Origin of the sequence: Flammeovirga sp. EKP202 (genome assembly GCF_014534745.1) — a bacterium.
Lineage (GTDB): Bacteria > Bacteroidota > Bacteroidia > Cytophagales > Flammeovirgaceae > Flammeovirga.
The window spans coordinates 1-15928 of sequence record NZ_JACVVP010000091.1; the positions used below are offsets into that span (position 1 = coordinate 1).

Below are 15928 nucleotides of genomic sequence, written 5' to 3' on the forward strand. Positions count from 1 at the left end.
TTTAAATTCTGAGGTGAATTTTCTTTTACTTTTCATAATACTGCAATTTACTTAATTATTAATTTTGATTGCAGTCCGTTTTGATGGGGTAACTATAAAGGATATTTTAGGAAATAAACTGAATGGGAAACCTGATTTTGGAGCTATTCAGTTTGATGAAAAACTACTAAAAACACAATAAAAAAGAGGGATGAATACAGGTCTATTTTTGTATTCATCCCTTTTTTTGAAAGGTCTTATTTACTGTATTTAGGAATAATATTTTTTGGGATGTCTAGCTTTTTATCATCCGCACCTTCTGCAAAATCACTGAGTGCATAAGTGTTGGGTTTTGACCAATCACATTCAATTCTGCGGTCACCTAAAACAATCGTTCCTAGCTTCTGTCTAAACCATTCTGCTAAGGCTTTGTACTCTTCATCATTGGCCACATTATTACGTTCAAGTGGATCAACCCTTAAATCATATAAGGCCAACTCGGCTTTCTCTACAGGGCATTTTAAAGCCCATTGAATATTCTTATTGTCCTTAGAATTATTCGTAGGTCGAGTACGCATAGAGAAGGCAAACTGATTAGAACGTAAGTAGGCTCTATGCCCTACCACCACTTTAGTTTCACCAAGCGTGTAGTCTCTTTTCTCTTTCTTAGACTGAATGAAGTCTTGCAATTTCATTCCATCTAAATAATCATATTTCTTAGCACTGATATCTTCTCCTGTTGCAGATAAAATAGTTGGAGCAATATCCACGTATTCAATCAGCTGATTTCTGACTAATCCCGCAGGAACTTTCTTTTTATCAGAAGAGACTACCACCATTGCACCGTTAGTAGACTGTTTCCAACCTGTAAACTTGGCTTCAATACCTTGCTCTCCCAAGTGCCAACCGTGGTCACCCACTGTAAAAATGATCAAATACTCTTGATTATTTTTCTCACAGTACCTTTTAAATGTTTCTACAGCTCTTCCAATCAACGCATCACCATGAGCACAAAAAGCGTAATAATCTTGAATGGTTTGCTGAATCTCCTTTTGGGTCATCTTCGTCATATTCATATTATTATGCATTTTTTGAAGTTGAGGAGGCATTTTATCATATTCTACCTTGTCAAACTCAGGTACTTTGTACTGTTTTTTCTTAAAAATCTCTCTTTGATTTTTTGGAGGAAGAATAGGAGTGTGGGGTAAGTGGAACGATAGGTTAATCATCTGAGGAAGATCAGCATTTGCCCCTTTTACTTTTTTGCCCCATGCAGAAGTAAACTCTTTGCCTTGGTTTTCTAAATAAGCGGCAAACTCATCAACTACTTTAGCGTCTACGGTTTGATCGGCAGGCATCGGATTCTCACCCCCAATAATTAAAGTAGTATTTGAACGAGTATAGGAGCGAAGTATCTCAAATTCCTCTTCAATACGCTTACGGGTAGCCATATCTTCTTTACTGATTTCTCCATGATTTTTCTTCACAAAGTATTGCTCTATTTCACCATTCGGTCGCTTCAATTTTTCCTGTTTCCCAAGGTTGGTGACTTTATTATTTACTTTGCCAAATGGATTATCACCCCATAAGTCGCCGACATTGTTTTTTTGCAAATCATGTTTGAAATGAACAGTGTATTCATAATGATGAGCACTATAAAACCCTTGGCCAGGTCCCCAACGATAGATGTACTCTCCAGATTTTCCAAATTGAGCCGTCTGATACCCTGTTTTCTTCAAGATCTGAGGGAAAGAGGGTTGTATAAAATCCGGATTTTGATGTGTTTGTTCAAAAGCATAATGCCCTGTTCTAAAAGGGTATCTACCCGTGATCATTGAACCTCTCGAAGGACCGCAAACTGGGGCGTTACAAAAAGCATTTGTAAAAAGTACACCCTCACTGGCTAGTTGATTAATATTAGGAGAAGATACATAACCAAGAGGACTTTCATTCTGACCATATACAGCTTCATTGTAACATTCCAAAGCGTCGGGACGGTGATCATCTGTGATGATCCATAAAATATTGGGTCGTTCTTTTTTCGGAGGGTCATTTTCGGGTGCATTAAACCCAAAAACAATACACAGAGTAATGAAGGCTACAATGTTGTAGTGCTTGTAATTTTGTTTCATTTCGTTAAAATTTTCACGTCTAGTAGTCACAACTAGGTCAATCCGATCTGAGAAGGTTTGGTTTATTTTTCCTGAAAAGAAGTTACGTAAATTGAAAAAAATCAAAATACTGAAGTATAAACCAAAAGGGGAACATCATACACGTGCCCCTTCACTTTTCTGAAAACGTTTTCCTAGTAATTATTTAAAATATTTGCATACCTAATTTGAGATAAAAAAATGGAGTAATTGGCTTATCAATTTTGGAAAAACGATAGACACTCTATTTCTAACCTTACTTTTAATGAAAATCTCCCCCCTTTCTACTTTTGAATTAAAATGAAAAAGCCACGGCATAAAAAAAGCCCACGATAATTGTCGTGAGCTGTATCTATATTTTATTCTATTTAATAGCCTGAATTCTCATAAGTCTCTACCATTTTTTCTTGTTGAATGGTAGCCCTTCTTAACCACTTTTTGAACCTTAGTTCTACATGAATACTGAGAGGTATCGCAAATAATCCCACTAAAACAAGGTAGGCAGAATGCAAACTAAAAAACTCTATAGGTGTAAAATCTTCAATATGTAAGAAAGCTTTCCAATGCGGAAAAACAAACCAAAAGAAAAAGAAGCTAAGGCTATTCACCATACTTATTGAAAATGTGATTTGTCCAATTGCTCTTACAATAGATATTTCAAATATTTCTCTTACTTTTCCAACATTATGAGCTGCTGATAGTATTAAAAGTCCAAAGACAGGAAGGATAAAGAGATCATAAATTTTAAAATGAAATACCAAAGCGACCATCACTATACTGAGTAGAAAAGAAAGGTCTTTACTAAAAAATCGGTATCCAAATTTATGTTTGTAAAGGTAATAGATATTCGCACCAAGAATAAATTCAAATAAACATCTTAGAAAACCAAAGTCCCAAGTGATATCAAGGCTTTGATGAGGGTGAAAGTGTACTAGAGCCGCCAGTCCAGCCAAAGCCAATAATGAGGTAATTGCAACAGACATCAGACGTTGTCTTCCTAAAAAACCGAGGAAAAACACTGAAAGGACGTAGGTCCACCAAACAGCACTCACGATCCAGGCAGGCAAGTTCCATGAAAGGGAATTATAGGTATTGACGGAGCCTAACATGAAAATGCGACTTGGGAGTGCTTCGTATGAAAAATACGTATGCCAACTGTCATCGATAAGCCAAGGGAATACACTACCAAAAAAGTCGGTACTCAACATGATCACACATAGTATTAATAAATGTATGGGGTAAATACGACTGAACCTGTTCCATAAAAAGCGACGTACTTTTTCAGCCTTAATACCATCTTTAAAATTATCACCGTGTGTATGTAGTATAAAAAAACCGCTAAGCAGGAAGAAAAAATCCACCCATAAGTAACCTTGAGAAATAATGCCTGAGGATTGTCTTGAAATAATAGTTCCTAGATCTCTGTTATAAGTACAAATATCAACGTAGTAGAAAAGAGACCAAAATACCGCAAATCCTCTGAGAGCAGTTAATGTAGAAATATATTGTTTGCTCATTTTAAAATCCAATTATTAAGTGTAGTACTTTCTTCAAAAGTAGGTATTTTTAAATATAAAAATAAGAGGAATTGAGTGAGTGGTAGGATTTATTGAGTGAGTGACAAAAAAAAGGATAATGTCTTCAAAAACACTACCCTTTTTACAATTTAAGCTCTAATTTTAGTTAGATCTTAACCTTTTTGTTCTTTTGTTTTGTTGAGTTTGGAGATTGCAACTTGAACCTCTGTATAGCGTTTTCTCTCATTATACATTTCATGTTGCTCGGTTGTTTTTTCTCTGAAGTCTTTCATGTTGTTATTTATTTTAAGGTGAAGAAAAATGTGTTGGTTAACTCTGATAGTTGCCCTTTTTAACGTTGTTGCTCAACTTTGAAAGAGGTAAGATACTGCTTTCAAGTTGGCTGTTAGCAGTTTCAAATTGTTTGATAATTTATCGATTTGTGTTGCTTTTACGTTGACCTAATTTAAGGAAAAAAATACCTTTTTGAAAGAAATTGACTCTCATTTTTGTGACTATTCCAACGTGTTAAGGTGATGCTATTTTTACTTTTAAATTTTTTAATTCTTGTCAAAATACAACTTTATATATTTTTGATAAAACGGATGATTGACTTGGTTTAATTTGTTGTTCATCTTTAAAAAATACAATGTTGTGTAGAACGAAAAGGATACATTCTCTTACGAAATAAATTAATTCAATAACTGGTACACCACCTTGTTTTTCTGATTCTAATAGTAGTACTTTATACCTCGGAACTAACATCATTAAATAATGAATATTACAAAAACGCTGTTACCAAAACAGTCACTACTACACCAAACTGACTTTGAATATGCGGATAGCTTTCAAGGGACAATAAATGATCAAAAGGAGCAATTGAGTACAAAAGATATTGGGAAAGCCTTTTTCAACTCGGCTCCAAAATGGACCGAACACCTTTTTACTTTACGGAACAAACTAGTGGCTGTATTTGGGGTGAAGACCTCAGGGGAAATGCAAGATAAAGCAGTGCATTTAGAAAATTTTCGTTGTGAACCTAATGAGCAAATTGGGTTATTTAAAGTCTATCATCGTAATGAAAATGAGGTGATATTAGGTGAGGATGACCGTCATCTTAACTTTAGAGTTTCATTGTATTTGACTCCTTCAGCTGAACAATCCGAGTTGAAGCATTTGATAATCTCCACCACAGTCCATTTTAATAACTTCTGGGGTAAACTTTATTTTATGCCTGTAAAGCAATTTCATCAATGGATAGTACCTGCGATGTTAAAAGGCATTATTCGTAACCTAGAAAAACAGTTGGAAACAGAAAAAGGTGAACCGAAAATCTCTTAAATAAAAAGACTGACTCTCATGGGAGAATCAGTCTTTAACTTTTTAAAGAGATATATAGTTTTTGGTAGTAGAAATTGGTTTTATTTTACTGTGATTACTTAATCTATTGCATATTTACTACCATCTATAGCAGTGTATTTATTGTTTTGAAATACGTTTTGAAGTACCATTGAAATGAACGTAATAAATCCCTTTCTGAAACTTCGTAATGTCGATTTGCTTTCCATACCCCGAAAGAATCTGTGCTCCAAAAGAGTTATACACTTTATAGTTTACTTTCTGAGAGAGATTAACTATTCCCGTTGTAGGATTTGGATATACTGTTATTTCTTCTGCTGTAAGATTTTGAACAGAAAGTGAAGTTACGGTATTGCACATATTTTCATCCCAATTCTCCCAAGGGTCTAGTTTTGAAAGGTAACTATTATTGAAACTTGAATAGGCATTTTTGATTGTGTTTTGTTTGCTTTGCGAAGCATTATAATAATCCACATTTGACCATGTAAAACCACCCGAATAATTCCCTTTCCATAAAGCTTTATAAGCCTCTAACAACGTGAAAGCATCGCTATTTTTCGAAGTGGCAGCTATTCCATCAATTGGAAATTCACCTGCTATGGTTGGCTTATAATCAAATCCCCAATCAGGTCTTAGTTTCCACATACCATTAGAAAAAGGAGAGTTAGCAGTATTGTGACTATTAGGATAGTATTGAATTTGGTTGATATCAAGTATCCCGTCACTGTCTCCTCCATGATAAACAAGTGAACTATTATTGTATTGATAGATCAGTTCGGCAGTACCGGAAACAGAGCAAATAACACCGGGTAGGTTGCGGTGTAAAGCTCCTGATACACGGTTCACAAACTTCCTTAAAGTATTTAAGCGAATTGTCTTATCAGACCAAGAACCATAAGGAACATCTTGTGAGGAAGTCAAACCGTAAGCCTCATTGATGATGACAAAACCAAGTAATGCAGGGTGAGTTCCAATTTTAGTACACATCGGATTGATGACATTTTTGATATAATTTTGAATACCATAGTCAGTGGCCATCATTTTGTAATTGTTGTTCACTCGGTCACCATTTCGAATACCGCCGATTACATTATTTTCACCTCCCCAACCGTATTTTAGAAAGTGAGCGGTAGATAATACAACTTGTACCATCAGTCCATTTTGATAGGCCAAGTCAAGTCCCGTTTTTAAATTGTTAAAACAGTTTGGACGTAAACCAATTACATTTCCATTGGCATCCCATTCAAAATCCAATCCTTTTAAGAAAGCATTCCAACGAACGGCATTGGCTCCCATTGCTTTGGCATCTTTCATTTGTTGTTGAGTGAGGCTCTTGTTAAACTTAGAAAGTTGCATGCCACTACTTTTGTCGTTGTCTACCCATCCGGACAAGAAGAAACGGCGGTCAGTACCATCATTGAGTACCAAAAATGAACCCTTTACTTTTACAGGGAAATTATACTCACAGCTACTTTGAGCGTGAGAAGAAGAGGACCAAAAAAAGCTGATCATTAAGAGAGTAATAATAACTCGTTTCATAACATACTTATTAAAATAATGAGAAATTATGGCTTCATTTTCTCAAAAAAATAATGAGGCCATTGATTTGATATTCTAATTTTATTGTAATGAAATTTTCTAAACAAATTAATTTAAATCAATTGTGATTGTTGTTAAATATTGTGCTTAAATATGATGAAAAATCACTTCTTTTTAAATTGAAATTATAACGTTTTATTGCTTTTGTAAAATTTGAACATACTGTGATGAATATTTCTTAAGAGTTTAATTTTTGAAATGTCAAAGAAGAATCTATTGGTAAATAGTAGTAGCTGGGTGTGGATATATTTTTTTACATAGTTAAAAAAAACACCCCAAAAACTTACTAATTAACATTAAAAAAGCCGTTTTTGATAAAAAATCGCATAATTATTTTTTTACATTTTGTACATTTCCTAACAAGGGGTCTGTTGAATAACGAAAATATCCATATTGACTTAAATAGTATCAAGTACATTTGAATTACAATCGCTGATAATGATATGAAATGAGAATTATTTTAAATTGATATTAATCAATTAATGATGTGAATTATGAATCAATTGTAAGTATTTATGTTATTAATTTTATTAAAATATTTAGTTATAAATATCTAAATGCGAATGTACTTTTTTGTTATCTAAAAAAAGAAATTTAAAGAAGAGACAGACTAATTGATTAGAGTCCATCCATGTTAATGTATTGGAAGAGTCAATTGAAAAAAACATTATTATGAACTTAAAATTAATATTACTTGATATAGTCCATAAGCACAAAACGGCAAGAAGTAATAGTTCTTTAACTGGAATTGTGATGACTTCTTTTCCTAAACTTGCTATCTGTTATTTTTTATTTCTGCTAACTGGATCGTTATACGCAACTCCTCCAGTTAAAAAGAAACAACCTAAAAGACCTAATATCTTAATCATTCAAATGGATGATGTGGGTTTTGATGATTTATCAATCAACGGAAATACCGTTGCGAAAACACCTAATATTGATAAACTAGCTAAAGCTTCAGTACAGTTTGAAAACTTTTATGTAGCCAATGTCTGTGCTCCTACAAGGGCAAGTTTGTTGACAGGAAGAGACTATTGGAGAACGGGTGTGACAGGTGTACACGGTGGTAATGATTTTTTAAACTTAAATGAAACAACATTTGCAGATTTAATTCATCAAAATGGCTATACCACCGGAATGTGGGGAAAATGGCATACTGGAAAAGCGGAAGGATATTGGCCTTGGCAAAGAGGCTTTGATGAAGCTTTTTATGCTAAATTATACAAGCATTACCCTAGCCAAGGCTGGCTGAATGATGAAAAAGTAAAATATGAAACTTGGTCTGATGAGCAATTGGTAGATATGGCAATTGCCTTTATGAAGAAAAACAAGAACAAGCCTTTTTTAGCCTACCTGTCATCGCTTAGTACTCATGGAAAATGGGCAGCACCAGAGGATTTGGTTCAGAAATACATGACTGATGGAAGAACAAAGGACTTTGCAACGTTATTAGCAATGCAAGAATTTGCAGATCAACAAATTGGAAGACTTTTAAAATTCTTGGAAACATCAGGTTTAGATGAAAAAACAGTTGTAATTTTTATGTCTGATAACGGTCCTATTCCACAAAAGGAATCACCTGAAGAATGGGCATTAAGAAACAACCATGAATATATTGGTACCAAAGCAAGAAACTGGAAAAATGGTATCAAATCACCGTTATATGTACAGTACAAAGGCCATTATGCCCCTGCAAATGTAGAATTGATGTGTTCAATCACAGATATCTTCCCAACATTATTGGAGTTGACGAGTACTCAATTACCAGATAGTAATTTACCATTAGATGGTAGAAGTATGGTCGGTTGCTTTGAAGGGAAAACGGAAGAAGTTATGCCAAAACAGGCTTTTTTTACCAATAGGTATCCAATTAGAGAAGAAGAAAATGAATATGCTCCCTATGCAAAGGATGAGAAGTATGACTATGATTTTTTTAGACAAAGAATCACATTAATCAGAGATGATTATAAATTAAGTTTGAACCCTATCGCATCTCCAAATTCACCTAAACCTGTGAATCATTTGGTGTTGATTGATCATAAAAATGACCTTTTAGAAAGAACGAACATCGTCAAAGATCATCCAGAAGTAGTGCAGTCCATGTTGGCATCAATGAAAGTGTGGTTTAAATCCATCATTGAGGATCAAAACACTTTTCAAGAGAAGATTTCTTTTATTGGCCACCCAAGCACTGATAAAAAACAAACCATTTTGAGATCTGTATTAATGGATAGGTCGGAAGGCTTTGAAAATCACTCCCATCATGTCAAGTTCCCAGAAAATGGTAAAGGACATATTGATTACAATGTGTTAGTGCAACATGAAGGAGAATATACATTAAAATTGGTGATCAGTAAACAAAAGATCGATACGCCTTTCACACTAACTTTTACAGCAAATGGCAAAGAATATCCTTATCATTTCAACGGAAAAGCAACTCATCTGACTAAGAAGATAACGTTAAAAAAAGGATTCCAAAGTGTGCGAGTTTCAATGGATGAAGATACATCAGACCTAAAAGGGGTATTCTTCAAAGACTTGCTTTTTAATTTGAAGAAATCAATCTAAGTAGTAAAAACACTGTAAACTGATTTGACTTGTATTCTTTAACCCAGATTGAAATAATGGGGCACGTAAAATCAGTTTACAATGTGCGTGTCAAATAAATAGTGTGTAAACAAAAGCTGAAGGGAAGTACTTTGTATTTCTCTACTTCCCTTCACGTTTTTATCGAGCTGAATGAAGCTCATCTATAAAGCAAAATTGAATTATTTACTTACAACTTTAAAAACTTGGTAATGGAAAGAATTATACTCTTCAAGATTTCCTCTATCCTGGCATTTCTTACGCTTATTTTTAATACAGGTAATGCAATGGCCCAAGAGGATGCGTTTTATGTAAACGTCACAACCGGGACAGACAACGTAGCAACCCACGGTTTATCTGCCGATACACCATGGGCCACATTGGAGTTTGCCTTAGCACAATTCACTTCTGACGGGGCCTATGCCTCACAAGATGAATTCAATATTTACATCAGCGGTGTAGCAAAAGCAGACGCTGGATCTGCTTCATTGACAACGCTATCGGGTGAAAATAAAGTATTCAACTTCTATGGAGAAGGACCAAATAGGAGTTTTATCCAACCTTCGGATGATTATAGTTCAGATGTACAAGGATTTGAAATTAATACAACTGTATCTTTCAATAATATCACGGTCAGAAATTATTCGACAATGATATCAGACATTAATGGTCCTGCTTTCAAGGTAAATACAACAGGACAATTAACATTGAATAATGTCAATGTGGTAGACAACCACGGAAATAATAAAGGTGGAGCGATTTACTCAAAAGGTAAGCTAAAGATTCATAACTCTTACCTTTCTGAAAATACGACTCACGCTAACGGTTCTGTGTTGTACGTGGATGAAGGAGAATTGGAAATGATCAATTCAGTCATCACAAATAATACATTGAGAAATACGGGTTGGACAACAGGAGCTGTTACTTTGATTACACAATCTGAGAAGTTGATCACAAGTATAAAATTGATCAACAATACGATCTACAACAATTTTAATTCAGGTAGTGGAGGAGTAGTTGGTGTATTTGTCAATGAGCAAAGTTCAGGTATAGATCAAATTACTTTAGCGAATAATGTATTTAGTAAAAGTACCAGAGGTAACAATAGCAGTACGAACAGTTTTGAGTGGAAAGGGAAACGTTCAAATGATTTATATACGACGTTAGAAATTCAAAATAACTTTATTGATAAAACGAATGTATCTGGAAGTTTTACTGGAAATGGTAATATCCTAGATGCTACTCAAAATGATAATATTCTTGTAGATTATAATTTCGTTAGCCAAAATGGAGGTAACTACTTGAGAGTGGCTGTCAACAGCCCATTGATTGATGCAGGTAACAATACTTTTGCTCCTGCTGAAGATAAAAATGGACAATCTAGAGTGGGTACATCTGATATCGGAGCAGTGGAATTTCTTCCATTAGAAGAAGAGGATTTTTATATTGATGCTCAAAATGGAGATGATACGAATGCAGGTACTATAGAAGCACCTTTCAAAACATTAGAACATGCCCGATACCATTTATTGGGATACACAGGAAAGACTTTATGGATGAAAGGTACTTTCAATATCAATAACTTAATGGTTGAAGAAGAGGAAACTATTTCTTTCAAAGGATGGGATGAACATGTCGTTTTTAACCCTGAAAACCCAGGTCGTTTTATGGAAATCAACGGTACGGTGACTTTAGACCGAGTAAAAGTTTCGGGGTACTCATACACTGAAAATGGAGGTGCAATTACTGTTGGTGAAGAAGGAACATTAAATGTTTTGAATTCTATTTTCACGAATAATTCTGTTGTTGATGGGGAGACAACTTTGTTTGGTGGAGCTATTTTGAGTTTAGGTACTTTGGAAATATACAACTCTTATTTTGCAGAAAATGAAGCATCAAGTAGAGGTAGTGCAATCGCTGCGGCTTCCGGTACTTTCATCATGAAAAACACAACGGTTTATAACAACCTCACACATTCTGGACAAGGTGCTGTGGCCGTTTATTCGAATACTAAACAGACGACGAAGCTTACGTTAGAGAATAACTCTATCATTGGTAATTACAGTCAAAAAGACGGGGCACCTGTGACGGGAACATCAGGTGTATTGCTTAACGATTATAATAATCCTATTGAGATCGTAAACTTCAGTAATAACTTAATTTATAGTAAATACAGTCCCTTAAGTGCGACATGGTCAGTGGATGTGAGTACTTCAAGTGCCAATATCATTACAGAAAATACTGCGACTTTTAGAAATAACGTTTTCCAAAATAAAAGTGGAAATATGACGGTTCCTGAAGGTCAAAATAATATCATTGTAGCAGATGGAGATATGACTGTAGATGAACAAATGAATGTAGCAAGAGAGCTATCTACCAATCACCTTGGTGTAAATTATTTAGCACTTTTAGAAAATAGTATTGCTATTGATGCTGGTGACATTACATTAGGAACAGATAAGGATATCAATGATAAAAATATCAGAAATGAAAGAGATGCCGGAGCTTACGAGTTTGGAGGATTTGACATTGCCACTATTACACTTGGTAATACTTCCAAGGTTTACACTGGAAGTGAACTACAACCTTTAGTTACAGTAAAGGATAAGGAAGGAAATGATATTACTGATCTTGTGTCTTATAGTGCAACATACAATGGAGAAACATCATTGCCAATCAATTCGGGTGAGTATGCAGTGGTAGTTACAGTAGACGATGCAGGGTATTATGGAAATGCTCAAAGTACATTTACAGTAACCAAAGCAGAAGGTGTAATTACCATTTCAGAAGAAGATTTATCTGTAGTGTACAATGGAGATCCACAAGAGGTAATTGCAACATCTGCCTATGCTTATACATCAAAGTACAAAGATGCAGAGGGAACAGATTTGCTTCAAGCACCTACTAATGTTGGAGAATACCAAGTGACGGTTTCAATTAATGATGCAAATTATACAGGAGAATATTCTGACACCTTTGTCATTACTAAGGCGAAACCTATAATTTCCATTTCTGATTTAGTCTACACTTACAATAGTAATGCTCAATCAGCTACAGTATCTGTCACGGGAGTGAAAGAAGAAGATTTATCGGCTTTTACTACAGTAACTTATACTCAGTCAGAGGTAGAAGTTACACCAATAGAAGTTGGAGAATATCAGGTTAATGTAAGTGTATTATCTGAAAATTATGAAGGAAATACCGTTGCGACATTAGAGATAAAAGATAAACTAGAGGCAAAAATTACGGCAACGTCTAGTACTATTTATAATGGTGTAGCTCAAGCTGTTTCTTATGATATAACTGATCAAAATGACACTCCTATCACGGTCAATGAGGTTACAGTCACTTACAATGGTACGACTGAAGTTCCAGTCAATGCAGGTTCCTATAACTTGGTGATCACGATCGATGATCCAGAATATAAAGGAGCCTATGCATCAACTTATACAATTGAAAAAGCAACACCAACTATTTCAATTTCAGATTTATCATATACTTATAATGGAGTTACCCAATCAGCTACAGTATCAGTGACGGGAGTGAAAGAAGAAGATTTATCGGCTTTTACTACAGTCACTTATACTCAGTCAGAGGTAGAAGTTACGCCAATAGAAGTTGGAGAATATCAGGTTAATGTAAGTGTATTATCTGAAAATTATGAAGGAAATACTACAGCGACATTAGAGATAAAAGATAAACTAGAGGCAAAAATTAGTGCAATCTTGAGTACTGTTTATAATGGATCGTCTCAAGCTGTATCCTATTCGATTACTGATCAAAATGATACTCCAATCATAGTCAATGAGGTTATGGTTACTTACAATGGAAGTATAGAAGCTCCAGTAAATGCAGGTTCATATAACTTGGTGATAACGGTTAACGACCCAGAATATAAAGGAGTATTAGTATCGACTTATACTATTGAGAAAGCTCTTCCAACCATTGAAATATCAGGTTTATCTTATATTTTTGATGGAGAAAATAAGGAAGCAACAGTAGCTGTGACAGGTATAAATAATGAGGATTTATCAGCTTCAGCCACTGTAGAGTACACACAAACTGGAGTGTTAGTAACACCAAAGGCCGTAGGTGAATACATTGTATCTGTAATGGTAAATACAGATAATTATCTAGGAGAAAAAACAGCTACACTAGTCATCAATGATAAGTTAGAGGCAAGTATTGTAATCACTACTTCAAGTAATACTTACACAGGAGAGGCTCAAGCGATTGAGTACACGATCACAAATCAAGACGGAAATACAATCACTGTTGATCAAGTAGAAGTAACTTATAATGAGGCTGCAGCAGTACCAACAAATGCAGGTACTTATACCGTAAAAGTGACGGTCACAGACAATCTATATTTTGGTTCAGAAGAGAGTACTTACACGATTGAAAAAGCCATAGCAGAAGTTACAATTGCTGACCTAGAGCAGACTTATGATGGAACAGAGAAATCAGTTTCAGTAGCTACTGACATTGAAGGTTTACAAGTGACGATCACATATGATGGTGAAGAAACAGTTCCTTCAGAAGTAGGTGAATATGAAGTAATCGCAACCATAGTAGATGATAATTATGAAGGTTCAGCAACTGCGACTTTAAAAATCACTGAAGAAGAACCACCTTTATCTGTAGAAGATGATTTATTAGGAGTTAGTGTTTATCCTAATCCAAATAATGGAGAATTCACAGTGGATTTAGGTAGTGCATCAGGATCTGTAGTCGTGTATACGATCAGTGGAGTAGAAGTATATTCTGCCGATATCATGAATAAGAGTGTGATCAAATTACCATCGAATAGTAGAGGAGTATTGATTGTGAAAATTATCAGTGGTACTCGATCTAAAGTTCAAAAAATACAAGTGAGATAGATTGATGTGGTTTTAGTGAATTAGTGTGCAGGTGATAAAAAACGAAAACATCACATTAGTGTTGTTGGAGTACATATCACTTGCCCATGACTTCAGTCATGGTGCACATCCTTTAGAAATCAGGAGACTTCGCTAAAAACAAGTTCCAAGTGATACTACCGCTTAACACTTGAAACATATAAGAGAAAAATCAAATAACAGAAAAAGCATCCCTTCAAAACGGACGCTTTTTCTGCTTCAGACGAATGTTAAAATAAACAAATACAAAACAAGTATGAAAAACAAACTAAAACTATTGTTACTCCTAGTAACAGTAAGTGTGAACTACTTATACGCACAAAAACCACTTTTAAGCCATACTTACGCCGCTGACCCTTCAGCACATATTTGGCCTAGTGATACAACTACTTTATGGTTATATACCTCACATGATGAGCCAGGCACAAATAGCCACAAAACCATGAATAGCTACCATGTATTTTCAACCAAAGACCTAGTCAATTGGATTGATTACGGGCGTGTACTTTCCGCAGACGATATTCCATGGGCAAGTAGCATGGCATGGGCAACGGATGCCGTACAATGGAAAGGAAAATACTATTTGGTGCATTGTATGAAAGAAAGAGCTACAGGCACCACAAGAACAGGATTAGCTGTAAGTGATTTCCCTCAAGGCCCCTTCGTAGATGCGGGTTATATTAAGGGAGTAGATTTCGGTCAAGACCCTGCTCTTTTTGTGGATGATGACGGCAGAGCTTATTTATATTGGGGAGCGGGTTCAAAGTGTTATGGAGCTGAATTGACACATGACTTAAGAGCCATTAAAGAATCAACATTAGTGGATCTTACCGATCAATTATTTGAAGTATTTGAAGGACCATGGGTTCATAAATACAAAGGGAAATATTACCTCTCTTATCCTGGATTACCAGATAACAAGTGGCCTGAGCAAATGTATTACGCTACAGCAGACAAGCCATTAGGTCCATATACTTACCAAAAAGTATACATTCCTCACTTTAAAATGAGATCGGGAACCAACCACGGGTCTATCATACAATGGAAAGGAGATTGGATTGCATTTCACCATAGCTCACATGTTTCAAACGGTAATTCTTCTTGTCGTAATTTATTGGCAGATTGGTTAACGTATGACGAAAATGATGTAATTCATACCATCACTGACCCTAAAGGTTTAGGTTTGGCAGAAAAAACAAAAGTAACCATTCTATTAGAAGCAGAACACGCACCATTACAAGGTGGAAAACTAGACGGAACTTACAGTGCTCATATTGAGCCGGGTTATACAGGAACAGGATATATCACAGGTTTTGAAACCAAGTTTAATTCAGTAGAAGTATTAGCTCAAGTCGCTAAAGATATGAAAGCTGATTTAACGATTAGAATCAACTCCAAACAAGATTTTCTAGCAGATATTTTTGTTGGCCCAAAAGTGATCAACAAAGAGTGGGGAGGCATGAAAATCAAGAAAACTGACGGTTGGGAAGAAATCACTTTCAAGGATGTCCAATTAGAAGCAGGAGACAATAAAATTAAATTCCAAGCACACAAAGATGTGAACTTAAAAGTTGACTGGTTTAAAGTTGTTCCATTGAATGATTAAGTAAGAGGGCAAAAGAAATTGGGAATTTTGCATAAAGAAAATGGTTAATGTTTTGGTTCGGAAAGTGGTTTTTATGGTGGTTCAGTGGACGTTGCACTGCAACGTCCCTACAATGGTATCCATCATAAATGATATTCTTCCAAAAATTGAAAGTAGACTGTAGGGGGCTGTCGCAAAACTAAGATTTGAATAAATAATCATTATGTTTAACTTATAACATAATGATTATTTACT

7 protein-coding genes are annotated in these 15928 nt (G+C 35.1%); 4 read left to right on the forward strand and 3 right to left on the reverse strand.

The genetic code is table 11. The features are described from left to right. Positions 1–236: 236 nt before the first annotated feature. Both IC221_RS28410 and IC221_RS28415 read right to left on the reverse strand, forming a co-directional pair. Positions 237–2111, reverse strand: a complete 1875-nt coding sequence (locus tag IC221_RS28410; protein ID WP_188172181.1) for a sulfatase-like hydrolase/transferase — start codon at positions 2109–2111, stop codon at positions 237–239. Between the two features lie 386 nt (positions 2112–2497). Next, a complete protein-coding gene (locus tag IC221_RS28415) occupies positions 2498–3646 on the reverse strand; it encodes an acyltransferase (protein WP_188172182.1) in 1149 nt (382 codons plus the stop codon). Positions 3647–4420: 774 nt separating this feature from the next. On the opposite strand from IC221_RS28415, the gene IC221_RS28420 reads away from it, so the two are divergent. Then, positions 4421–4987 carry a DUF2867 domain-containing protein gene (locus IC221_RS28420; RefSeq protein ID WP_188172183.1) on the forward strand — a complete coding sequence of 189 codons (567 nt, stop codon included), beginning with the start codon at positions 4421–4423 and terminating at the stop codon, positions 4985–4987. 138 nt (positions 4988–5125) lie between these two features. On the opposite strand, the gene IC221_RS28425 is transcribed toward IC221_RS28420, so the two are convergent. Next, a complete protein-coding gene (locus tag IC221_RS28425) occupies positions 5126–6544 on the reverse strand; it encodes a T9SS type A sorting domain-containing protein (protein ID WP_188172184.1) in 1419 nt (472 codons plus the stop codon). A gap of 732 nt (positions 6545–7276) precedes the next feature. On the opposite strand from IC221_RS28425, the gene IC221_RS28430 reads away from it, so the two are divergent. The 3 genes from IC221_RS28430 (at position 7277) to IC221_RS28440 (ending at position 15694) form a co-directional block, all read left to right on the forward strand. Then, the gene (locus tag IC221_RS28430) at positions 7277–9172 is read left to right on the forward strand and encodes a sulfatase-like hydrolase/transferase (RefSeq protein WP_188172185.1); all 1896 of its coding nucleotides are present in this window, start codon (positions 7277–7279) and stop codon (positions 9170–9172) included. Positions 9173–9402: 230 nt separating this feature from the next. Further along, on the forward strand, positions 9403–14070 hold the full coding sequence (locus IC221_RS28435) for an MBG domain-containing protein (RefSeq protein ID WP_188172186.1): 4668 nt from the start codon (positions 9403–9405) through the stop codon (positions 14068–14070). A 274-nt stretch (positions 14071–14344) separates the two neighbouring features. After that, complete coding sequence (locus tag IC221_RS28440) at positions 14345–15694, forward strand: family 43 glycosylhydrolase (protein ID WP_188172187.1); 1350 nt, start codon at positions 14345–14347, stop codon at positions 15692–15694. Positions 15695–15928: the final 234 nt, after the last annotated feature.

Excerpts from the sequence above, each read along its gene's own strand:
- IC221_RS28410 (WP_188172181.1), bottom strand. The coding sequence starts at position 2,111 with ATGAAACAAAATTACAAGCACTACAACATTGTAGCCTTCATTACTCTG.
- IC221_RS28415 (WP_188172182.1), bottom strand. The coding sequence starts at position 3,646 with ATGAGCAAACAATATATTTCTACATTAACTGCTCTCAGAGGATTTGCG.
- IC221_RS28420 (WP_188172183.1), top strand. The coding sequence starts at position 4,421 with ATGAATATTACAAAAACGCTGTTACCAAAACAGTCACTACTACACCAA.
- IC221_RS28425 (WP_188172184.1), bottom strand. The coding sequence starts at position 6,544 with ATGAAACGAGTTATTATTACTCTCTTAATGATCAGCTTTTTTTGGTCC.
- IC221_RS28430 (WP_188172185.1), top strand. The coding sequence starts at position 7,277 with ATGAACTTAAAATTAATATTACTTGATATAGTCCATAAGCACAAAACG.
- IC221_RS28435 (WP_188172186.1), top strand. The coding sequence starts at position 9,403 with ATGGAAAGAATTATACTCTTCAAGATTTCCTCTATCCTGGCATTTCTT.
- IC221_RS28440 (WP_188172187.1), top strand. The coding sequence starts at position 14,345 with ATGAAAAACAAACTAAAACTATTGTTACTCCTAGTAACAGTAAGTGTG.